Source organism: Vreelandella sp. V005, from assembly GCF_052645115.1.
The window spans coordinates 147,650-170,424 of record NZ_JBQXYA010000005.1 but is presented as its reverse complement, the minus strand read 5'-3'; the positions used below and the strand labels follow the sequence as shown (position 1 = coordinate 170,424).

At 53.5% G+C, this 22,775-nt stretch carries 20 protein-coding genes and 1 tRNA gene; 14 read left to right on the top strand and 7 right to left on the bottom strand.

Going from position 1 to position 22,775, the window contains the following annotated elements:
• Window positions 1-6: 6 nt before the first annotated feature.
• Window positions 7-1,227, bottom strand: a complete 1,221-nt coding sequence (locus ACUN8H_RS13370; RefSeq protein ID WP_445532566.1) for an argininosuccinate synthase — start codon at window positions 1,225-1,227, stop codon at window positions 7-9.
• Window positions 1,228-1,469: 242 nt separating this feature from the next.
• Between ACUN8H_RS13370 and rnt the strand changes: the two genes are divergently transcribed.
• Entirely contained in the window at window positions 1,470-2,138 is a 669-nt protein-coding gene (gene rnt, locus ACUN8H_RS13365) for a ribonuclease T (protein ID WP_445532565.1), read from the top strand.
• A gap of 180 nt (window positions 2,139-2,318) precedes the next feature.
• Window positions 2,319-3,578 carry a 6-phosphofructokinase gene (locus ACUN8H_RS13360; protein ID WP_295710707.1) on the top strand — a complete coding sequence of 420 codons (1,260 nt, stop codon included), beginning with the start codon at window positions 2,319-2,321 and terminating at the stop codon, window positions 3,576-3,578.
• 92 nt (window positions 3,579-3,670) lie between these two features.
• Here ACUN8H_RS13360 and ACUN8H_RS13355 read toward each other — a convergent pair whose 3' ends face one another.
• A complete protein-coding gene (locus ACUN8H_RS13355; RefSeq protein ID WP_445532564.1) occupies window positions 3,671-5,386 on the bottom strand; it encodes a protein kinase domain-containing protein in 1,716 nt (571 codons plus the stop codon).
• A 282-nt stretch (window positions 5,387-5,668) separates the two neighbouring features.
• On the opposite strand from ACUN8H_RS13355, the gene ppa reads away from it, so the two are divergent.
• The 8 genes from ppa (at window position 5,669) to purH (ending at window position 14,672) form a co-directional block, all read left to right on the top strand.
• Window positions 5,669-6,199, top strand: a complete 531-nt coding sequence (gene ppa, locus ACUN8H_RS13350) for an inorganic diphosphatase (protein ID WP_290698403.1) — start codon at window positions 5,669-5,671, stop codon at window positions 6,197-6,199.
• 184 nt (window positions 6,200-6,383) lie between these two features.
• Window positions 6,384-8,243 carry a protein-disulfide reductase DsbD gene (gene dsbD / locus ACUN8H_RS13345; protein ID WP_445532563.1) on the top strand — a complete coding sequence of 620 codons (1,860 nt, stop codon included), beginning with the start codon at window positions 6,384-6,386 and terminating at the stop codon, window positions 8,241-8,243.
• Window positions 8,244-8,596: 353 nt separating this feature from the next.
• Window positions 8,597-9,064 carry an acetyl-CoA carboxylase biotin carboxyl carrier protein gene (accB, locus tag ACUN8H_RS13340; protein ID WP_445532562.1) on the top strand — a complete coding sequence of 156 codons (468 nt, stop codon included), beginning with the start codon at window positions 8,597-8,599 and terminating at the stop codon, window positions 9,062-9,064.
• 31 nt (window positions 9,065-9,095) lie between these two features.
• Entirely contained in the window at window positions 9,096-10,436 is a 1,341-nt protein-coding gene (gene accC / locus ACUN8H_RS13335; RefSeq protein WP_445532561.1) for an acetyl-CoA carboxylase biotin carboxylase subunit, read from the top strand.
• A gap of 130 nt (window positions 10,437-10,566) precedes the next feature.
• Window positions 10,567-11,481 (top strand): 50S ribosomal protein L11 methyltransferase, encoded by a 915-nt coding sequence (prmA, locus tag ACUN8H_RS13330; protein ID WP_445532560.1) that lies wholly within the window; start codon window positions 10,567-10,569, stop codon window positions 11,479-11,481.
• 105 nt (window positions 11,482-11,586) lie between these two features.
• Entirely contained in the window at window positions 11,587-12,639 is a 1,053-nt protein-coding gene (dusB, locus tag ACUN8H_RS13325) for a tRNA dihydrouridine synthase DusB (RefSeq protein ID WP_445532559.1), read from the top strand.
• Window positions 12,636-13,004 carry a DNA-binding transcriptional regulator Fis gene (fis, locus tag ACUN8H_RS13320; protein WP_445532558.1) on the top strand — a complete coding sequence of 123 codons (369 nt, stop codon included), beginning with the start codon at window positions 12,636-12,638 and terminating at the stop codon, window positions 13,002-13,004. Before dusB ends, fis begins: the two co-directional genes overlap by 4 nt.
• A 51-nt stretch (window positions 13,005-13,055) precedes the next feature.
• Window positions 13,056-14,672, top strand: coding sequence for a bifunctional phosphoribosylaminoimidazolecarboxamide formyltransferase/IMP cyclohydrolase (purH, locus tag ACUN8H_RS13315; protein ID WP_445532557.1), 1,617 nt, complete (start codon window positions 13,056-13,058; stop codon window positions 14,670-14,672).
• 115 nt (window positions 14,673-14,787) lie between these two features.
• On the opposite strand, the gene ACUN8H_RS13310 is transcribed toward purH, so the two are convergent.
• Both ACUN8H_RS13310 and folE read right to left on the bottom strand, forming a co-directional pair.
• The gene (locus ACUN8H_RS13310; protein ID WP_445532556.1) at window positions 14,788-16,245 is read right to left on the bottom strand and encodes an NAD-dependent succinate-semialdehyde dehydrogenase; all 1,458 of its coding nucleotides are present in this window, start codon (window positions 16,243-16,245) and stop codon (window positions 14,788-14,790) included.
• Window positions 16,246-16,364: 119 nt separating this feature from the next.
• Window positions 16,365-16,916 (bottom strand): GTP cyclohydrolase I FolE, encoded by a 552-nt coding sequence (folE, locus tag ACUN8H_RS13305; RefSeq protein WP_445532625.1) that lies wholly within the window; start codon window positions 16,914-16,916, stop codon window positions 16,365-16,367.
• 323 nt (window positions 16,917-17,239) lie between these two features.
• On the opposite strand from folE, the gene ACUN8H_RS13300 reads away from it, so the two are divergent.
• A complete protein-coding gene (locus ACUN8H_RS13300) occupies window positions 17,240-17,800 on the top strand; it encodes a hypothetical protein (RefSeq protein WP_445532555.1) in 561 nt (186 codons plus the stop codon).
• Between the two features lie 11 nt (window positions 17,801-17,811).
• Here the strand turns inward: ACUN8H_RS13300 and ACUN8H_RS13295 are convergent, their stop codons facing one another.
• Both ACUN8H_RS13295 and ACUN8H_RS13290 read right to left on the bottom strand, forming a co-directional pair.
• Complete coding sequence (locus ACUN8H_RS13295; RefSeq protein ID WP_445532554.1) at window positions 17,812-18,786, bottom strand: serine/threonine protein kinase; 975 nt, start codon at window positions 18,784-18,786, stop codon at window positions 17,812-17,814.
• Window positions 18,787-18,839: 53 nt separating this feature from the next.
• Window positions 18,840-19,493, bottom strand: coding sequence for a ComF family protein (locus ACUN8H_RS13290; protein WP_445532624.1), 654 nt, complete (start codon window positions 19,491-19,493; stop codon window positions 18,840-18,842).
• A 131-nt stretch (window positions 19,494-19,624) separates the two neighbouring features.
• Between ACUN8H_RS13290 and ACUN8H_RS13285 the strand changes: the two genes are divergently transcribed.
• The 3 genes from ACUN8H_RS13285 to ACUN8H_RS13275 all read left to right on the top strand — a co-directional run bounded on the left by ACUN8H_RS13285 (window position 19,625) and on the right by ACUN8H_RS13275 (window position 21,694).
• A tRNA-Leu gene (locus ACUN8H_RS13285) sits at window positions 19,625-19,709 on the top strand.
• A 310-nt stretch (window positions 19,710-20,019) separates the two neighbouring features.
• A complete protein-coding gene (locus ACUN8H_RS13280) occupies window positions 20,020-20,649 on the top strand; it encodes a hypothetical protein (protein WP_445532553.1) in 630 nt (209 codons plus the stop codon).
• A 94-nt stretch (window positions 20,650-20,743) separates the two neighbouring features.
• Window positions 20,744-21,694: a hypothetical protein gene (locus ACUN8H_RS13275; protein ID WP_445532552.1), complete on the top strand. Its 951-nt coding sequence runs from the start codon at window positions 20,744-20,746 to the stop codon at window positions 21,692-21,694.
• Window positions 21,695-21,838: 144 nt separating this feature from the next.
• On the opposite strand, the gene ACUN8H_RS13270 is transcribed toward ACUN8H_RS13275, so the two are convergent.
• Entirely contained in the window at window positions 21,839-22,600 is a 762-nt protein-coding gene (locus ACUN8H_RS13270; RefSeq protein WP_445532551.1) for an SDR family oxidoreductase, read from the bottom strand.
• Window positions 22,601-22,775: the final 175 nt, after the last annotated feature.

Here is a 22,775-nt window from a genome sequence, read left to right as displayed (position 1 = left end):
TTAGCGTTAGCTCTGCTTACGCCCTTTACCTGCTGCAATACGCAAACGCAGCGCATTCAGCTTGATAAAGCCTTCGGCATCTTTCTGGTTATAAGCGCCCGCGTCATCTTCGAACGTCGCGATTGATTCATCAAACAACGACTCATCAGACTTGCGGCCCACCACGGTGGCGTTGCCCTTGTAGAGTTTCATCCGCACGACACCCGCTACATTCTTTTGGGTTTCGTCTATGGCCGCTTGCAACATGCGACGCTCAGGGCTCCACCAGTAACCGTTGTAGATCACTTCCGCGTATTTCGGCATCAGCTGATCTTTCAGGTGGGCTTCTTCGCGGTCTAAGGTGAGCGACTCAATCGCGCGGTGGGCACGTAGCATGATGGTGCCCCCTGGCGTTTCGTAACAGCCGCGAGATTTCATGCCCACGTAGCGGTTCTCAACGATATCCAAACGACCAATGCCGTTGTCGCCACCCAGTTTGTTGAGTTTTTCCAACACTTCATGGGCTTTCAACGCTTCGCCGTCGATAGCGACGATATCGCCTTTGTCAAACGTCAGTTCAACGTAAGTTGGCTGGTCCGGCGCGGCTTCTGGCGAGACGCTCCAGCGCCACATATCGTCTTCTGCTTCGGCCCAGGGATCTTCCAGAATGCCGCCTTCATAAGAGATGTGTAGCAGGTTGGCATCCATGGAGTACGGCGATTTTTTCTTTTTATTGGAAAAATCGACCGGGATTTTATGCTCTTCGCAGTAAGCCATCAGCTTTTCGCGGGACGTTAAATCCCACTCGCGCCAAGGGGCGATTACTTTTACGCCAGGCTTGAGTGCATAGCCGCCAAGCTCAAAACGCACTTGGTCATTACCTTTACCCGTCGCACCGTGAGAGATAGCGTCGGCGCCGGTTTCGTTGGCAATTTCGATCAACCGCTTGGCGATCAACGGGCGCGCAATCGAGGTGCCCAGCAGGTACTCGCCTTCATAGATAGTGTTGGCGCGGAACATGGGGTAAACGTAATCACGTACGAACTCTTCGCGCAGGTCTTCGATATAAATCTCTTTCACACCAAGGGCTTGCGCCTTAGTACGCGCTGGTTCGACCTCTTCACCCTGACCGATGTCGGCAGTAAAAGTCACTACCTCGCAGTTGTAGGTTTCTTGCAACCACTTAACGATGACGGATGTGTCCAGGCCGCCTGAATATGCCAGCACAACCTTTTTGACATCGGACATTCTTTGCTCCTCGTTGACCATAAGAAAGGGACTAGTAAAAGCCATTTTCGCCGCTAGCGCTTCGCTTTCACGATAGCTCTCGGGATGAGACTTTTGAGACAGACGTTGAGTATAGCGTTCTCAATGCCCAGCGAATACCGTCAACGACGCCAGGGGGCTAAAGCTGCTAGAATCACTCCATTCAAAAGCGGTGGCTTGCCGCTGTTGGTGACCGATACTCGCTTTAAACCAAGGAGAGCTGCATGAGCGAGGCAATTGCCCGCGAATTAATGGCCCAACGTTTTCGCAGTTATCTGCCGGTGGTCGTTGATTTAGAAACCGGGGGATTTAATGCCCTAGGTGATGCCGTACTTGAGATTGCTGCCGTCACGCTGACCATGGACCCGGAAGGCAATCTGCTTCCAGATGCCACCTATGCTTACCATATTCATCCCTTCGACGGAGCGAACGTTGAGCAGTCGGCGCTCGATTTTACCGGTATTAATCTGGATGACCCGTTACGCAGCCAGGTCGCGCTTAGCGAAGCGGACGCCCTTAGTGAAATTTTTCGACCGATACGCAAATCGATTAAAGCGCACGACTGCACCCGCGCCATTTTAGTCGGCCACAATGCCGCGTTCGATCAAGGCTTTCTCAACGCCGCGGTTAATCGCTGCGGCATTAAGCGCAACCCCTTTCACCCCTTTTCTAGTTTTGACACCGCTACGCTTGCTGGCTTGATCTATGGCCAAACCGTACTTGCCAGGGCTTGTCGAGCTGCCGGCATCGAATTCGATAATAAGGCTGCCCACTCTGCCCGCTACGACACCGAGCGCACCGCAGAGTTATTTTGCGCCATGGTTAACCGCTATAAAGATCTTGGCGGCTGGGAGCTTGCCCAGCGCGAACAAGAGCTGGATGGTGGCGATTAACGATCTATCGCCTTCAGTAGAGGCCCTGATGCAGCGCTAATGCACAGCACAGGGCTTTACGCTAGACTTTGGCCCATTACCGCAATGTGTTTAGCACCGACCATACCAAGTAGCGCGTATTGGACGGTGCTGAACAGTATTGATGACTACCTATCTTTATTCAGGAGATGAGACGTTTCCATGGCCCAGCATAATGCCTTTTACGCCCAATCCGGTGGCGTCACCGCCGTGATCAACGCCAGCGCCTGCGGCGTTATCGAAGCCTGCCGCCAAGCACCCGATCAAATTGGTAAGGTGTATGCCGGTCATAACGGCATTATCGGCGCATTGACGGAAGATCTGATCGACGTTACCCAAGAGAGTGACGACGCCATTGCTGCGCTGCGCCATACGCCAGGCGGTGCTTTCGGCTCCTGCCGCTACAAATTGAAAGACATCGATACTCACCGCGCCCAGTACGAGCGCTTGATCGAAGTTTTTAAAGCCCACGATATTCGTTACTTTTTCTACAACGGTGGCGGCGACAGCGCTGATACCTGTTTAAAAGTCTCTCAGCTTTCCGAGAAACTGGGTTATCCGTTAACCGCGATCCATGTACCCAAAACCGTGGATAACGACCTGCCCATTACCGACAACAGCCCGGGCTTTGGCAGTGTTGCCAAGTACATCGCCACGTCTACGCTGGAAGCGTCGTTAGATATCGCGTCTATGTGTGCTACATCCACCAAGGTATTCGTATTGGAAGTCATGGGTCGCCACGCGGGCTGGATTGCCGCTGCTGGCGGTTTAGCGGGCGAAGCCGAAGGCGAACCGCCACACATGATTATCTTCCCGGAAATCCCGTTTAACCGTAAAGCGGCCATGGCGCGGGTTGAAGAGAGCGTTAAACAGTTTGGCTACTGCGTCATCGTCGTATCCGAAGGCGCGCGTTACGAAGACGGCACATTCTTGGCTGATGCGGGCAATACCGATGCCTTTGGTCATCGCCAGCTAGGCGGTGTGGCACCGACACTTGCGGGCATGGTCAAGCAGGATTTGGGTTACAAATACCACTGGGCCGTGGCTGACTATCTGCAGCGCGCGGCGCGCCACCTAGCCTCCAAAACTGACGTTGAGCAAGCTTACGCCGTAGGCCGTGAAGCCGTGACGCTGGCATTGGCGGGCAAAAACGCCATGATGCCAGCCATTCGTCGTATTTCTCAGTCGCCCTACCAGTGGGATGTTATTTCCGCGCCGCTCTCTCAGGTAGCCAACCAAGAGAAGTTCATGCCCCGCGACTTTATCAGCGACAACGGCTTCGCGATTACCCAGGCCTGCCGGGACTATCTCTCACCACTTATTCAGGGCGAGGACTTCCCTCCGTTCGAGAACGGCCTACCTAAAGTAGCCAAGCTGAAGCTCGCCAAAGCAGAGCGCAAGCTGCCAGTTTTTACGCTGTAATTAGCTAGCTCAGCAATATACCTAACGGCAATGAAAAACAGGGCAATGAAGTAATTCATCGCCCTGTTTTATGTGTACTTCACCGCTTGGGTTTAGCGAAGTAACCAGGAAAGCACTAGCAGCAACAACAGAATACCTGCCACCCCTTGCCAAAACCGCCGGGGCTCCGGGCGACTTTCATCTCGGCTGGGTAAACGCCCCAACGGCACCCTAAGCGCGTGCAGGAATTCAGACATGCGTCTAAAACGGAGTGCCCGCTGCGGGTCTAGGGCGCGTCGCAAGGCATCGTCTAATTCATGGGATATTTCAGGATTGGTGGTACGCGCGCTGCGGTAGGTTAATTCTTCCAGGTCGGTATGACTGCGCAGCCGGTTGGGCGTCAACGTGTAAGGTAACGCGCCCGTCAATAACCAGTAGGTCGTGGAGGCCAGCGAATATTGATCGCTACGCCGGCCAATGCTATCGGCCAGAGCGTACTCAGGCGCCGTGTGCTCATTGAAACCGATCTGGCGCAGTAACTCACCCGAATGACGGTGTCCTTCCCCATCGCGCATATGGCAGGCACTAAAATCGGTAAGCACCAGCTTGCCGTGTGGGTCGATCAAGATGTTATCGGGATTGATCTGCTGATGGATGATTTCCCGATGATGCAGCGCCTGCACCGCCTTACCCAACTGGTTCGCAATATCCAAGCGCTGTGTCAGGCTCGCCTGAGGGTGGCGCTCCGCCCACTCTCGTAGCGTCTCGCCTTCGACATGCTGCATCAAGTAATAGAGATACCGGCGTGGGCGCGATGGCTCCATCACTTTCACCACAAAGGGTGAATTAACACGCTCCACCACCCATTGCTGAAGCAGAAAATGCTCAAGATAAGCATTTCGCAATGACAGCTCAGGGCTCGGCGCTTTCATGACCATTTCCCGCTCGCTATGCACATCACGCACGCGATACACCCGGGACTGCGCCGTTCGTGAGAGGACGGCGAGCACTTCAAGGCCATCTAACCGTTCACCCGGCGCCAATTCGGGAGGTATCGGTAAGTCACCATAAAGCTGGCCTGGATGTTCAGTGATCTCATCGGGTAATTCGTCGATACGAACCAACTGAAAGCAGAACTGATCGCCCCCATAACCGCGATCCTGGGCACGCTGCTTCGCCTCATCGGCCAACCGTTCGCAGGCGGCGTCCAGGTCACTTGCGTCCTGGCGAATCAAACGCACATAGTCAGAGGGCAACAGTGTGCCGCGCACTCCTTGGGTGGTGAACAGGAATAGATCCCCCTGTTTGAGCGCGATATGGGTGTAATCGATATCCACGCTGCCATCCATACCCAACGCCCGTGAAGGGTAACGATAGCCGCCTAAATCGGTTACATGGTCGCGGCTTAGCTGCTCGAACTCGGCACCCCGTAACCGAAACACCAGCGTATCGCCCATATGAAACAGGTGCGCTTCGCGCCCCTTGAACACCATGGCCGACATGGAAGAGACAAAACTGCCTTCTTTGACATGCTGGCTTTGGCTATAGCACCAGCTATTAAGTGCGCGTAACACTCTCGTCGCCGAGGTTTTGACATCCCAGTGATCAGGCGTAGAGAAATAATCGGCGAGAAATCCACGTACGCTTAAGTCACCGGCTTGCTTCGCCATTGTATTTCGTGAAATGGAATCGCTGATTACCGCACAGCCGCCCTTCGCACGCAGCAACGGCGCCTCAGGGAAACGAACCGACATAGAGCTGCGATGCAGGCGCCGATCGGGCGCGACAAACGCTTGACCATAACTGATGAGCAACTGGGCGTGCGACAAGTCATCCTCCTAGGCTGCCGACTTGATCAAGGGACATCACTGTCAATCAACATCGCTTATGATACACGCAGCGAAGCAGAAACGATGCTCAACAAACGTCTCTATCGTATTAGCGCGCTTTCATATTCACTGCATTTTACGCCTCTTTCCTTTAAGGCCAACGGCTACACCCTACCGACCCACCTATGTCGCATTGGTAATCGCGCAGTCATCTTCGTATAATTCTCCGCCATAAACGACTTGTAACGACTGCTCAGCCACAGCACTACCAAGGAATCAACGATGAACTTCGACAATATCCCTGCTGGAAAGGATCTCCCCAACGACGTTTACGTGGTGATCGAAATTCCAGCCAACCACGATCCGATCAAATATGAAATTGATAAGGACATGGGCGCCCTACTCGTTGACCGTTTCATGGCCACCCCCATGTTTTACCCCGCTAACTACGGCTTTATCCCGCACACCCTGGCCGATGATGGCGATGCGCTGGATGCTTTGGTCGTTACCCCGCACCCGGTTCAACCTGGCAGCATTATTCGTGCACGTCCGGTCGGCATTTTGAACATGACCGACGAAGCCGGTGAAGATGCCAAGTTGATCTGCGTGCCTCACGCCAAGCTCAGCGCCCTTTATGACGATGTCCACGAAGTGACCGACCTGCCTGAGCTACTGCGCCAACAAATCGCGCACTTCTTCGAGAACTACAAGGATCTCGAAAAAGGCAAATGGGTGAAAGTTGAGTCCTGGGAAGGCGCTGACGCCGCGCGCAAAGCTATTGAAAAATCGGTTAGCGCTTATCAGAAAGCGTAACAATTGCATTTAGGGGGTACTTTCCCCTTCGCTGTAATGAGGCCGCCTTCGGGCGGCTTTTTTGTTATCGGGATTAACCCTCTATTAATCTCCGCGGCATGTCACCGCAGCATCTACGCGTCGGGTTCAAGGTTGCGGTATGCTATTTAGCTTTGCTTGCGATGCCATCGATTAAGGACGCGCCGTGTTATCTCTTAAACGCCTGTGCCTATTACTTTTACTCATTTTTTCTCTTGGCTGGCTACCGCTAAGCGCACATGCCCAATGGTTTTCCTCCTCAAGCGATCAGGATGAATTCTTACCCGTCACGGAGGCCTTCCAACCCACTGCCTGGCACGATGGCGAAACACTTTTCATCGGCATTGATATTACCGATGAGTACTACCTCTATCGGCATCAGTTTGCCGTTGCCAGCCAAACAGAAAGTATCAAGCTTGGTGAACCAACGATTCCCCAAGGCACTTTCACCAATGATGAGTTTATGGGCGATGTTTACATCTTCCGCGATCAATTGGTGTTTGAAGTACCGCTGAAAGCCCCCTATTCAGGGCCGCTCAACATCACGCTCACCTTTCAGGGCTGTGCCGATGCGGGGCTTTGCTACCCACCCGAGCAAACTGGCCTAGAGGCCAGCGAGACACAGCCACCCAGTCAATTTGCCAACTGGGAAGCCGACACCAGCACCAGCAACGAAGAAATGGATAGCCTGACGCAAGTGGCTATTTCTGCCCCTCAAAGCGAAGACAGCCGTTTCAGCGCATTGGTCAGCGACGCTAGCCTACCGCTGGCACTTACGCTATTTTTTCTCGCTGGCTTAGGGCTGACATTTACCCCTTGCGTGCTACCGATGATACCGATTCTCTCCTCGATCATCGTGGGCCAGAACCCGACACGGCCCCGCGCTTTTGCACTTTCGCTCAGCTATGTACTCGGTATGGCGCTGACCTACGCCTTGGTCGGAGTGTTGATGGGATTATTTGGCGCCGGGCTTAACCTTCAGGCGCGCTTACAGTCCGCCCCCGTTTTGATCGCCTTTGCTGTGCTTTTCACACTTTTTGCCCTGGCGATGTTCGGAGCCTTTACGCTTAACCTGTCACCCCGCTTAGCGAACCGCATTGATGCCTGGCAGGCTCGCGCCCAGCGCAGTGGTCCGGCGGGCCTAGCTCTGGCAGGCGCCCTCTCGGTACTGGTGGTGTCACCCTGCGTGACGGCGCCGCTAGCGGGCGCGCTGGTGTTTATCTCCTCGACGGGGGATGCCGTTATCGGCGGCGCTGTGCTGTTGGCGCTAGGCCTTGGCATGGGTGTTCCGTTGCTCTTAGTGGGCACCTTCGGCGCGACGTTGCTACCTCGCTCAGGCGCCTGGTTGAACGGCGTTAAAGTTGCCTTCGGCCTACTGCTATTAGGGGTGGCGATTTGGATGATCGAACGCTTGGTCGCTGCCCCGGTAGCCCTCTTGCTGTGGGCGGGCTTAGCTATCGGCACGGCACTCACGCTGGGTGCATTGAGTGTTAACCAGCCCCAAGGCTGGCCCCGAGCCCGTCAAACGCTTGGACTGATGCTGCTAGCTTGGGGTGTGGCGCTAGTGATTGGTGCCGCTCAAGGGAGTAGTAATCCACTTCGCCCCTTGGCAGCCACTCCCGGCGTTTCGGAAGCTGGGGGGGCGGAGGCGCTGAACTTCATCGAGCTGGATAATCTCACCGCCCTTGAACAGGCAATTGCCGACGCCGATAGCAATAATCAGCCCGTCTTTGTTCACTTTACTGCCGACTGGTGTATTTCATGCAAGTTACTGGAGCGCGATGTGTATCCCGATCCAAGCGTGGCGGCAGCGTTGCGTGATTACACACTGATTGCTGCCGATGTGACGCATACCGACCCGCAAAGCCGCCAATTGCTTGAAAAATTCAACCTCTTTGGCCCACCCAGCTTGCTATTTTTCTACCAGAGAGAAGAGATTCGCGAGGCGCGTATACAGGGTGAAGTGACGGCTAATCAGCTAAATGAGCACCTTGCATCCGTCGGACAATGGCTTGCCAATCGCTAACCGCGAACCATCACCCCTTCTCGCTTTAAAGCGCTTTAGCCACCTTCTAACGCCAACATCGTCAAACAGTTGTTTAATTTCCCCGCGCTGCGCCAGCGTGGGGAATTGCGCTGGTGGTCGCTGGACATCGTGGCACTTTTTCGGCAAACTCCGCTTCCATATTAGTTAAAAATATCCTCTTTTAGGGGCGAGAACAGGGTAACGTTCGCTAACATGCAGCGTTCTCTTCATTTTGAAATTTGGTTTACTGCGCTTTTTAAAGCGCAGCGCTACACGGCAACCCGCCCTTTTGGCCATGTCTGCCGTGTGACTTTTTTCATAATTTTCATTTATGACATTGATGGGGCCATGCCATGGATATCCGCAAAGTTAAGAAACTGATTGAGCTACTCGAAGAATCCAACATTAGTGAGATCGAAATTCAGGAAGGCGAAGAGTCTGTTCGTATCAGCCGCCATCCTAATGGCGCTTCGTGGCAGCCCCAGCCCATGCCGCAGTACGCACAGCAGCAGCCTGGCTATGCAGCAGCGCCTGCTCCGGCATCAGCACCCGCCGCCGAAGCTGAGCCACAGGGCAAAAGCTACCGTGGTGAAGCCGTCAATTCACCCATGGTAGGAACCTTCTATCGAAGCCCCGCGCCGGGTGCCAAGTCCTTTGTTGAAATCGGTGACAGCGTCAAGCAGGGCGACACCGTATGCATCATTGAAGCCATGAAAATGATGAACCAGATTGAAGCTGACCGTGACGGTGTAGTGGAAGCCATCCTGGTGGAAGATGGCGAGCCAGTGGAATTCGATCAGCCAATGATCGTCATCGCTTAATCTTTCATTTTCAACACGGGTGGACTCTCCCATGCTGGACAAGGTACTTATCGCCAACCGCGGCGAGATTGCCCTCCGTATCTTACGGGCCTGTAAAGAACTGGGCATTAAAACCGTAGCGGTACACTCCAAAGCTGATCGTGAACTGATGCATGTTCGCTTGGCAGATGAAGCCGTTTGCATTGGACCGGCATCGTCAGCGCAGTCTTACTTGAACATTCCGGCCCTTATTAGCGCCGCGGAAGTCACTGACTCTACCGCTATTCACCCTGGTTACGGCTTTTTGTCTGAAAACGCCAACTTTGCCGAACAGGTTGAACGCTCTGGCTTTACCTTTATTGGCCCTCGCGCTGAAACGATTCGCCTGATGGGCGATAAAGTCAGTGCGATTCAGTCGATGAAGGAAGCCGGCGTTCCCACGGTGCCAGGCTCAGACGGCCCCCTAGGCGATGATGATGCGACGAATTTAGCCACGGCACATCGCATTGGCTACCCAGTCATCATTAAGGCAGCGTCTGGCGGCGGTGGTCGCGGCATGCGCGTGGTGCACACGGAAGGTCATCTGCTTTCGGCGATTACAGTTACCCGCACCGAAGCACACGCCGCCTTTGGTGACGGCACGGTCTACATGGAAAAATTCCTAGAAAAGCCGCGCCACGTGGAAGTTCAAGTACTGGCCGATGGCCAGGGTAACGCGATCCATCTTTATGACCGCGATTGCTCGCTGCAGCGTCGTCACCAGAAAGTGCTTGAAGAAGCCCCGGCGCCAGGCCTTGACCCAGAAGCCCGCGCCCAGGTGCTTGAAGCATGCCGCCAAGCCTGCATTAAGATTAACTACAGGGGCGCAGGCACCTTTGAGTTCTTGTACGAAGACGGCGAATACTTCTTCATTGAAATGAATACTCGCGTTCAGGTCGAGCACCCGGTCACCGAAATGGTCACCGGCGTGGATATCGTCAAGGAGCAGCTGCGCATTGCTTCGGGTTTGCCGTTGTCGATTCGCCAAGAAGATATAAAGCTCAATGGCCATGCCTTTGAGTGCCGCATTAACGCCGAAGACTCGCGCACCTTTATGCCATCTCCTGGCAAGGTAACGCTATTTCACGCACCGGGTGGTTTGGGCGTTCGTATGGACTCCCATCTGTATACCGGCTACACCGTGCCGCCGCACTATGATTCATTGATTGGTAAGCTAATCACTTGGGGCGCAGACCGTGAAATAGCTCTGACACGGATGCGCAACGCCTTGGATGAGCTGCTGGTGGAAGGCATTAAAACCAATATCGATCTGCAAAAAGATTTGGTTCGCGACAGCTACTTCCGTCAAGGCGGTGTGAACATTCATTATCTGGAAAAGAAGCTCAGCAGCTAGTACTGCGTCTCACCCTTTCCAGCGCACCATTCTTTACAGCGCACCTTCCTTGACGGTGCGGCAGATAAAGCTCAGCGGGGTGGCTATGTCCACCCCGCTGCCGTTTTAATTCGCCTTGCGGAGACTCTCAATGCCCTGGCTTCAACTCAAAGCCCATGTTGCCCCCGAACAAGCTGAGCTGCTCGAAGAGCTGCTGCTTGATGAAGGCGCAACAGCCATTGGCCTTCAGGATGCCCATGACGACCCGGTGTTTGAGCCCGAACGAGGCACCACACCTCTTTGGGAAGACACCATTCTGACGGGCCTTTACGACGACCTTGAGGGTATTGAAAGTATGCTGGCGCGCATTGAGTCGGCATGGTCCGAGCAGATGCCCGGCGAATCCTGTCCCACCATCGAATATGAGCTGCTGGCTGACCGTGATTGGGAGCGCGAGTGGATGGACGACTTCACACCACTGCGTATGGGCCAGCGTCTATGGATCGTGCCTAGCTGGCATGAACCACCCGAGGCTGACGCCGTTAACTTGATACTCGACCCCGGCCTGGCCTTTGGCACAGGTACGCATCCCACCACGGCGCTGTGCCTGGAGTGGTTGGATGAACTGGCGGTCGCTGGCCACTTGGCGCAACAGACCGTTTTAGACATAGGTTGCGGGTCGGGCATTCTCGCCATTGCGTCGCTCAAGCTGGGGGCCGTTCATGCGGATGCCACGGACATTGATCCACAGGCACTGCAGGCTAGCCGCGACAACGCAGAGCGCAACGGGATTGAAGCGTCCGAGCTAACGCTCTACTACCCTGAGCAGTTAAGAGATGGTGGCAACTACCCCATTGTGACTGCGAATATCCTCGCAGGCCCGCTCATCGAGCTGGCGCCCATGATTGCCGGCCACGTGGCCCCTGGCGGCCGTCTTGCACTATCGGGCATCTTGGCCAATCAAGCCGAGGATGTTTACGACGCTTATGCGGCACAAGGAATCGCTATGGATGAGCCGGTAACACGGGAAGGATGGGTGCGGTTAAGTGGCTTACGTCCGCGTTAAAGCGGCAATCGGCCTTCACCCTACCACCGAGTAGGCGTATCATGCTCCTCCTTGAAACTGAAACGCCTACTCGCCGCCAGCCCAGCACACATAAAGCCTAATGCCATGACTGTAGCCAATGCACTAGTCTCCCATGCGCCTGCCACCATTGGCACGTATGCATTACCCAACCGGGTGATTCTCGCGCCTATGGCCGGCGTCACCGATCGGCCTTTTCGCCAGCTATGCCGGCGGCTGGGTGCTGGCTGGGTAGTGGGTGAAATGGTCACGGCAGACCCGAGCCTATGGCACACGCGCAAATCGCAGCTACGTATGGATCATCGCGGTGAGCCCGACCCACGTGTGGTGCAAATTGCCGGGGGCGATTCCGAAATGCTCGCCCAGGCGGCACGCTTGAATGCCGAGCTAGGCGCACAGATTATTGATATCAATATGGGCTGCCCGGCTAAAAAAGTTTGTAACAAAGCCGCCGGGTCGGCGTTACTTCGCGATGAGCGCTTGGTTGCCGAGATTCTCGATGCAGTGGTGGCCGCCGTCGACATTCCGGTCACGCTAAAAATCCGCACTGGCTGGTGTGCCGAGTCCAATAATGCGCTACGCGTTGCTAGACTTGCTGAGTCTGCAGGCATTCAAGCACTCGCAGTACATGGCCGTCACCGCCAGCAGCGCTATACTGGACAGGCAGAGTACGACACGATTGCTGAGATAAAATCTCACCTCTCGATACCGGTGATCGCAAACGGCGACATAACAAGCCCAGAAAAAGCCGCCGAGGTACTCGCTTATACCGGCGCTGATGCCGTCATGGTAGGCCGTGGTGCGCAAGGCAACCCGTGGATTTTTCAACAGATTAACCACTATCTTGAGCATGGAGAGCGCATGCCATTGCCCAGCCTTATGGAGCGGCACCAAGTGCTTCATGAGCATGTCGAGGCGTTACATGCGTTTTATGGCACGACCATGGGGGTCCGTATTGCGCGCAAACATGTCGGCTGGTACCTGAGCGATGACACACGCTTTACGCCGCCTCAGCAGCGCACGCTTAAGCAGCAGTTCAATGCGTTAGCGTCACCTGAAACGCAATTTGATTGGATCAATAACGTGATGGCCTCTGGCGCCGCCATACGTTTGCTAGCCAAAGGAAGCCATGCTGCATGACCGAACGCGATCTTCTCTCTAGCGATACTTATTCAAGCGATAGCTATGCCAGTGATATAGGCTCCAGCGATAGCATCTCCCATTTAGCGGGCACGCTAGCAGATCCAACTGCCAATACACCGCCGCAGCCACTACGTGAAGCGGTTGAAACGGCCATGCGCCGCTACTTTGAACATTTGGATGGCAGTCAGGCCAGCGACCTTTACGCCATGGTGATGGCCGAAGTCGAGGCGCCGTTACTGGCCTGTGTCTTGGAGCACACCGATGGCAACCAGACCCGTGCCGCTGATGTGCTTGGGTTGAACCGCGGGACGCTGCGCAAAAAACTCAAGCAATACGGACTTATCGAAGTTGACGCCCCATAACGCTGGGGCGTTGTTGTTTTTTAATTTTCGACTCTGCACACGAGCACTCTAATGGCTGATACCCCTCTCATGGCTGATAATCCCTCTTTGAATAACAGCAGCGCAACGCCCGTCCGCCGCGCCCTTCTTAGCGTTTCCGATAAAACCGGTATTGTGGAATTCGCCCGCAGCCTGACTGAGCATGGTGTTGAGCTTCTTTCGACGGGGGGCACATTCCGCCTGCTGCAAGAAAATGCCATTGCCGTAAAAGAGGTATCTGAGCACACCGGCTTTCCAGAAATTATGGATGGCCGGGTGAAAACGCTTCACCCGAAAATTCATGGTGGTATTTTGGCACGGCGCGGCCAGGATGATGCAGTCATGGCGGAAAACGACATTACGCCGATCGACATGGTAGTGGTCAATCTCTACCCCTTCGCCGCCACCGTCGCCAAGCCCGATTGCACGCTTGAAGATGCTATCGAGAATATCGATATCGGCGGCCCTACCATGGTGCGCGCCTGCGCCAAAAATCATGCCTACACGACTATCGTGGTCAATAGCAGTGACTACGCGCGAGTGCTGGGCGAGCTGTCCGCCCAAGACGGCCAAGTAAGCAGTGCCACACGCTTTGATTTAGCAGTTAAAGCGTTCGAACACACCGCCGGGTACGATGGCGCAATTGCCGACTACCTGGGTCGCCAAGTCAATACGGCCGATACGGCCTTCCCGCGCACCTTTAACCTGCAGCTCGATAAAAAGCAGGACATGCGTTACGGCGAAAACCCTCATCAGCAGGCAGCTTTTTACGTTGACCCACAGGCAACCGAGCCTAGCGTTGCTACCGCTAAAATGCTTCAGGGCAAACCGCTCTCGTATAACAACGTGGCCGATACCGACGCTGCCTTTGAGTGCGTAAAAGCCTTTACCGAGACGGTTTGCGTTATTGTTAAGCATGCTAACCCTTGCGGTGTCGCCATTGGCGATAGCGCCTTAGCCGCTTACGACAAAGCCTTTGCCACCGACCCTACCAGCGCGTTTGGCGGCATTATAGCTTTCAATACCCCCTTGGACGCCGAAACTGCTCAGGCGATTATCGACCGCCAGTTTGTCGAGGTGATCATTGCCCCCGGGGTCAGCGATGAAGCCGCTGCGATCGTGGCGAATAAGCAAAACGTACGCTTGCTGGACGTCAGCGCTCACTGGCCCGGCGAGCAGCAGCCCGCCCTGGACTTTAAACGCGTCAATGGCGGCTTGCTGGTACAAGAGCGGGACGACGGCATGGTCAACCGCGACGACTTGACCGTTGTCAGCCAGCGTGCGCCCAGTGAACAAGAGCTACGTGATTTAGCCTTTGCTTGGCGAGTGGCCAAATTCGTTAAATCTAATGCCATTGTGTATGCCAAAGAGGGCCAGACCGTGGGCGTTGGCGCAGGCCAAATGAGCCGCGTTTATTCGGCTAAAATTGCCGGTATTAAAGCCGCAGACGAAGGCCTTTCGGTGCCCGGGGCAGTGATGGCGTCTGACGCCTTCTTCCCGTTCCGCGATGGCATCGACGCTGCCGCCGCCGCAGGCATTACCGCCGTAATTCAACCGGGTGGCTCCATGCGCGATCAGGAAGTGATCGACGCTGCCAACGAAGCCGGCATTGCCATGGTCTTTACCGGTATGCGCCACTTCCGCCACTAAGAGAAGCAACTGTATGAGGGAGTGAATGGCCCTCACACCAAAAAGCCCCATCAGCATGCTGACGGGGCTTTCGGCTTTATGTTACTGCTGCCTTTCAAACAGGCTGGGAAGGCATTTACCCTAGGTCTATACAGAGATACTTGGTTTCCAAGTACTCCTCTAACCCCTGATGGCCGCCTTCACGGCCCAACCCCGACGCTTTGACACCCCCAAACGGTGCCGCCGCATTGGAAATAGCGCCCGTATTGATGCCCACCATGCCATACTCCAGCGCTTCGGCAACGCGCCATACACGGGAAAGATCACGCGAATAGAAGTAAGAGGCTAAGCCGTACTGGGTATCGTTGGCCATTTCGATCGCGGTTTCTTCATCATCAAACGGGAAGACAGCGGCAAGCGGGCCAAAGGTTTCTTCATGGGCCACTTTCATTTTATCAGTGGCAAAGCTGATCAGTGTTGGCGTAAAGAAATTACCGCCCAACGGATGCGGATGGCCGCCTAGCAGTAATTCAGCGCCATGATCGATGGCATCCTGCACATGTTCACTGACTTTCTTGACCCCATTTTCGTCGATGAGCGGGCCGATATTAATATTTGGCTTGGTGCCATCGCCGACATGCAGCTCACTGTTCATAGCAACCGCGAGCTTTTCGCAAAAGGCATTGATAACGCTGGACTGCACTAAAAAGCGGTTCGTGCAGACACAGGTTTGGCCAGCGTTGCGAAACTTAGCAGCCATTGCCCCTTCCACCGCCGCATCTAAATCAGCGTCTTCGAACACAATAAACGGGGCATTGCCGCCCAGCTCAAGGGAAATTTTCTGCACATGCTCAGCCGCCTGCGCCATTAGCTTACGACCCACTTCGGTAGAGCCGGTGAAGGTAATTTTGCGCACTTTAGGCGATTGGGTCATGGCTTCAGCAATGTCGCTCGCACTGCCGGGCACTACATTGAACACACCGCGAGGAATACCGGCGCGCTCGGCCAACAGGGCTAACGCAGTGGCTGAAAACGGCGTTTGGCTTGCCGGCTTAACCACGATTGTGCAGCCAGCCGCCAATGCCGCCCCGGCTTTGCGGGTAATCATCGCCGCTGGGAAGTTCCAGGGAGTAATCGCCCCCACCACGCCCACGGGCTGCTTGGTCACCACAATACGCTGGTTAGCTTTGGCCGCGGGGATCGTTTCGCCGTAAACCCGACGTGCTTCTTCGGCAAACCAACGGATGAAACTGGCTGCATAGGCAATTTCGCCAGCAGCTTCTTTGAGCGGTTTACCCTGCTCGTAGGTCATCAACATGGCAAGATCCTGCTGATGCTCCATCATCAGGTCATGCCATTTTAATAACAAATCCGCTCGCTCCTGAGCGGTGAGGGCGCGCCATGCCGGCAATGCTGCATCTGCTGCGTCAATCGCTCTTTCGGTCTCCGCTTTTCCCATGCGGGGAATATCACCGATTGCTTTACCGGTAGCCGGGTTCAATACGGTGATTTGCTCGCCGCTATCTGCCGCCACCCAGCTGCCATCTATATAAGCAAAGGGGCAATATAGCTGTGTTTCTTTAAGCGCTTCCATGACTGACTCCTGACCAAAATGATGGCCTTTTAGGCTCAATAACGCCCTCATGCTAAGACGAAACACCCCTTTAGACCAAGTTTACCGGGCGCCTGACCAGCCAATAATCACCAAAAAACTTAGTTAATGAGCATTAAAAATTCATGTCGGGTGGCCTGATTGCTGCGAAAACCACCCAGCATAACCGATGATGTCATGCTGGAGTTTTGCTTCTCCACACCCCGCATCATCATGCACAGATGACGCGCTTCAATGACCACTGCAACACCCTTCGCCTGCGTCACTTCCTGAACGGCATCGGCAATTTCACGCGTTAAGTTCTCTTGAATCTGCATACGGCGTGCAAACATATCAACGATGCGCGCAAACTTTGATAACCCCAGCACTTTGCCATTGGGCAGGTAGGCAATATGGCATTTACCAATAAAGGGCAACAAATGGTGCTCACACATTGAATAGAGCTCGATATCTTTTACCAGCACCATTTCGTCCGTTTGCGATTCAAATACCGCTCCATTAATAATCTCGTCCAACGATTGAGTATAGCCTGCATTCAAAAACTGCATCGCTTTGGCTGCACGTTTTGGCGTATCCCTAAGCCCCTCACGGTTAGGGTCTTCGCCAAGGGCTGCAATTATTTGGCGATAGTGTTCAGCGATATCATTGGACATATTAAGCCTCGTCAAAACTATGCGCATTTGCGGCCAAACGGTCACCCAGGTCTCTAACCCTTTGCGCATAAAAAAGTAGAAATCGTTATTAAAAGGGCGTTTACCAACGCGCCCCTCTCTCCATTGTACAAAAAGTATACTTTTATCAAAAACCGCACAATAAATATCAACTCTTGCTGCTATTTTAGCGTATCTGCTTATCCATAACCCCTCTAACTGCGGCAGAGCGCCGCGTCGCTGACTTTGCAACCTAGGGGCCTGTGCTATGATAAATCGTTATTATTGATTGCCTTTATCAGAGGCACCAACGTTGAGAGTTCGCTATGTCATTTAAGCCAGCACCTTTTTGGTTAACCGCCATCGCGGCGCCTTTTTTCGCTACGCCGCTACTTGCCTCCGCCTCAGATGCGACACTTTCGTTACCTAACGAAGCCACCGTAGGCGTCGAGGTCGTGGAAACGCTGACATTTGAGCCAAACCAAGCTCGCCTCAACGATATTTTGCTTCATCCGAGGCAAGCAGCGGGTTCCTCGCATTCACTGCCTGAGTATTGTGTCATCGTCGGTAATGCCCATTTGGTCGATGAGCGTATTAGAGTAACCACGCAAGAAGCCACCTGTATTGAAACTCACAATGCGGATAGTGATATTTTCACAGGTGAATTTAGTGCCAGTGCCTATGCAGAAGATGGGCAATACGGTATCGCCTGCGAAAACTCTCCTTGCACGCTGTCGCCGGGGCAAACGTTCCTTCTTACGCTGGATGAGTCCGTGGCTATTGAAGAACTCGACAACCCTTCTGCTGAACTGAATGCGCAACGGCGTCAAGCGGATGGCGAAGGCATCGCTAACCCCGTCCCTCGCGAAGAAGCGGTACCTGACTAAATAGCCCTTATTTAGGCTAACCAGCGAGGATTATCCAACTGAAGACACTGCTGCTCTAACTGGCGGATATGCTGATCCCAATAACCGCTATCCGCCAGCCAGGGAAAAGCCTGCGGAAAAGCAGGATCGTCCCAGCGTGATACCAGCCATGCTGAGTGCCCAATCAAACGGTAACTTCTTAACGGCTCGATTAGCGTCATCTGTTCACAGGGAAATGGGCAGGTTTCTTCATACCCTTCGGTAATTTCATTCAAGTAGGATCGCCAGCCTTGAGGATCATCGGTCGGCAGTAGCATCCAAATATCCTGGATGGCAGGCGCCATAATGCAATCATCAAAATCAACCAGCGTAAAATCCTCATCACGACCTAGCACATTGCCTAAATGGCAATCGCCGTGACAGCGAATCATACTACTGTCGGGAACGTTATGTTGCTTAAGGTGCTGTTGCACCTTTTCAATTACCCGCTCATAGGCACGGCATTGATGACGATTCATCCATTGGCTATCAAGCACCCGCTGCTGGGCGTCTAAGATGCCACTCACCATTTCTAACCGCGGACGGTGCTGAAAGGTTTGTTTGGCCGACACACTATGCAAGCGCCCCAATACCTCTCCCATGGCAAATAAGTGCGAAGGGTTATCCAGCTCGGGCGCTTGGCCTGGGCAATGAGGAAACAGCGCAAATCGATAAGCCTTAAAGGTGTGTAGCGACACGCCTGCCTGATTACGCCATGGGGCAACGACGGGCACCTGCTGATTGGCAAGCTCCTGTAGAAAGTCATGCTCCTCCTGAATAGCCCCATCCGACCAACGGTCAGGGCGATAAAACTTAACAATCCAGTTCTTGGCGTCATCATCGCGAAACAGTAGCACGCGGTTTTCATAGCTATTTAGCGCAAAGGGTTCACCGGCGGGCCAAACATCAAGCGACTCAATGGCAGACATCACCAAGTCAGGCGAAAGAGAGCTAAACGGATGTGACATCGGCCACTCCTGGGTTGGCGAAAAGGCTATTGCGTCTATCGTGCGTCATTCTATCAATCCTTACCCAGCGGTGTCCGCGCGGCCGCCCAAATATCTACACGCTCTGCGCCCGCGTCCAACGCAGCGCGCGCCAAGGCATGCCCCGTCGAGCCCGTGGTAACCACATCATCAATGATTAACAAATGCGCCGGGGGCACTGATTCAAAAACAAAGGCGCCCGCTAGGTTGGCAGCCCTTTGGCGGCGATTCAACGTGCGCTGGGAAGGAGAGTCCTTTATCCGATTGGCAGACACCATGGGAGCATCCAACTGGCGACTGAGCCTCTCGGCTAACCACTGCGATTGATTAAACCCACGCGTGCGTGCATGAGAGGGGTGCATAGGAACTGATAAGAGTGCGTCTCCTAAGTCAGCGGGTGGCGTTAACAGCATTAATTCAGCCAACAGTGTGCCCGCTCGTGGAGAGGCATGGAATTTAAAATCATGAACGAGTTCTTTGATGGGCTCTAGATACATAAGCCCCGCTTGGGTAGCCGTAAAGGTCGATGGCTCAACCAAGCAATGCCCGCATAAGGGTGTTTCGTGCGTCACGGGATCACCACATTGACGGCAGGCATGTCGGTTCCAAGGCAAAGTTTTTAGGCAGGCTAAGCACCACCCCTGCCCCGCCAAGGCGGGCGCAAGGCAAAAAGCACAATAACCAGGCATGGCTTGCTTTAGCCAATGGCTCCCACGTTGCCGCCAGTGCTTTAAATCCATGCCGCTTCCCCTCTTTAGGTATTAATGTTGATTTCATGATTGACTTCTATCACAAAATTGATAATATATGCCTCGTCTTAGCGGATGTGGTGGAATTGGTAGACACGCTAGATTTAGGTTCTAGTGCCGTAAGGTGTGGGAGTTCGAGTCTCCCCATCCGCACCAATTACTTGTTAGTCTTCGGTTATTTGGCGTCACCCCCTCTTTTTCAAGACTTGAAAATGCTTAATTCAAGCATCGTTAAGTCGCTTATGCCCTTACCTTTCGCTTCAAACTCTAAATGGCTCATTGCCATTTTTTTCGTGCCTAGCGTTTGCTGCATCAAATAGTCTTAACAGGCTGACTTGGCTCAAATTTTCCGCTAGGCTCTATTTTATTAACTGAAAAAAAAGCTATTAACAGCTCACTGTGAGCAGTGGGCGTCACTATGACTGCCCATGACAATTTCCACTAGCTATGAGAAGGATCTCACATAATGGAATGGCTCAACGACAACGCCCAAGCCATCTCGGCAATCGCCAGTATTTGTACACTCTTCGTTTGGGTTTTTTACGCCCAACTGCTTTACAACGGCTATGTCCGCCAACGTCGCCCTCGTGTCATCATCAATCGAGGCAAAGGCACCGGTGTGGACGCTATTTGCCTAATCAGCAACATGAGTAGCGAAGCGATCTATGTTCAACACCTTGTAGCGGTTCTGCATACCCAAAAACAGAGTTATTCGCTTGACGTTGTTGAGTACCAACAACGAGGCAGCGAACAGCAGGAAGCCAGCTATCGCACCCATCAAGGCCCGCTTGCTTCGGGGGACTACCTTAACCTTCAGTCGTTTGGCGACATTGTCAATCAGGTTAAAGAGTACTGGGAAATTGACGATAACCTGTTACATGAGCAAAACATACAACTGGAAATTCGTGTGATTGCCATTTATGGCTCCGAAGATATGCCAACGGGCGCGTCACGCTCGTTTAATCTAAACCTAGACGCATCACCTAATCGCCAGCTAATTCCGGCTAGCGTTGATACAGATCGTCTTAATAGCCGCGGCCAACGTAAGCGCGTTCTTGAATGGGCAAAAGAGATCGAGACCCATAAGGCACGTTAATTGGATCCACTACAAAGCTGATGTGTAACAGCAAGCACCTTTGATTTGAGACCACTCAATGCATAAACTCCTGACCTTCTGCTGGCTCGGAATAATGGCTACGTTAGCAACGCATGCTTATGCCGAAGAGGAAGATAGCGACTTACCTGAGTGGGCGGAATCCCGCGTGGAACCTTTTCGTGAAAGCGTGGGCAACTGGGTGGATAATACCTCACGTCGGATTGATGGCTTTTTCGGCGCAGGCGATCACATGCAGGCCAAAAACGAGTCCTATTTGAGGTTTGGTCAGGAAATAGATTGGATGGAGGGGGATGGCACCCGCGGCGACACATCGCTTCGCTATCGTATTGACCTGCCTACCTCAGAAGAGCGTTTACGCCTGGTAATTGAAAGCGACCCGGAAGAGTCCCAAGGCACGCTTGAAGAGCAAGGCTCTGGGCGTCTGACCAATGACCAGCGTGACCGACGTAGCTCTACGTTAGGCCTGGATTGGCTAGAGAGCCGTGACAAGCGCGAGAACTGGAGTAACCGAGTAGGGGCTGGTATTCGACTGCGCCTGCCATTAGACCCGTATGTACGCTTTACCAGCGAACGGCTGTGGCAGCTTGGTGACGGGCCTTGGCAGCTTGAATCGAACAACCGCGTTTCATGGTTTAACAATGAAGGCTATTCAGCCCGAACGCGATGGGATGTGGGTCGCCCCTTGAGCGAACGCCGTCACTTAAGGTTTATCACGACGGTTCAGTGGCGCGAAGAAGAAGACACCTTGGAATATAGCGAAATTGCCGAAATCAATCATCGCATCAACCGCCGCAGTGCGTTGCGCTACTCGGCGATTGCTATCGGTGAAAGCGCCTCTGACCCGCGCATAACCAATTACTACCTGCAAACGCGTTATCGTCGTGACATTCATAAAGGCATTTTATTTGCCGATGTCATTCCAGAACTCCACTTCCAGCACGATGTTAGCTATGACCCACGCTGGGCGATGACACTACGTCTGGAGATGTATTTTCAGCGTAAAATAAGCCGCGATTATTTTTAATCCCACTATTTTTAGATCAAAGGATAATCACGTTTTGGGCGGACTGATCAGTCCGCCCTTTTGGTTTCTCCCACACGCGAGAACCCAGTTATTCCGCTATGCTCGTTAACAACTACACCATTAAACAACTACACCAGTTAACAACTACAGTCGCAATCCACCATCGCACTCGATCATGCGCCCGGTGAAATAGTCGTTTTCAAGAATAAACGCGACGCTTTGGGCAATATTATCCGGTTCGCCCAGCCGTTTAAGCGGCACACTCGATGAGATACGCTCCAACATATCGGGCCGCATAGCAGCGGTCATTTCGGTGGCGACAAACCCTGGTGCTACGGTGCCGGTGCGAATTCCATAGCGGGCTAGCTCTTTACTCCAGGTAACCGTTAGCGCATGCACACCCGCTTTGGCAGCGGCATAGTTGCTCTGACCCATGTTACCAGCGCGAGAAATACTTGAAATATTAACGATCACGCCTTCATGGCCCGCTTCAATCATCTGCGTGGCAGCTTCGCGACCACACAGAAAAACACCGGTCAAATTGACATTGATGACTTTCTGCCACTCCTCTAAAGACATCCGTTTTTCGACCTGCCCCTCCTTGGCTTTAACTAGCAGTGCATCTTGAGTAATACCCGCGTTATTAACGCACCCACTGATGGGGCTCATTCGCTGAGCAATATCGGCAAATGCCTGGGTCACGGAAGCCTCTTCTGAAACATTCACCACAAACGCTTGAGCCTCCACACCCTCTGCTGAAAGTGACGATACGGCTTGATCAAGCGCTTCCGCACTCATGTCCAGCAAGGCCAAACGCGCTCCCTGCTTACCCAAGCGCAACGCCATGGCATAACCTAAGCCACGCGCCCCGCCAGTGACAGCGATTACTTTATCGGCAAGTACCATTCGTTACTCCCTAATGCAAAAAATTTAAGCTGCATTGTGCGTCGCAGCATAAAAGAATGCTGGAAAAAAATCGAGCATCATAGCCCACGTAATGGGCAAAGTTAGCTGCTTGCTATTTACATTTATGTCACCATATTAAGCAACTACGGCTGTTATAAAGTCGCTTTTATTTGGA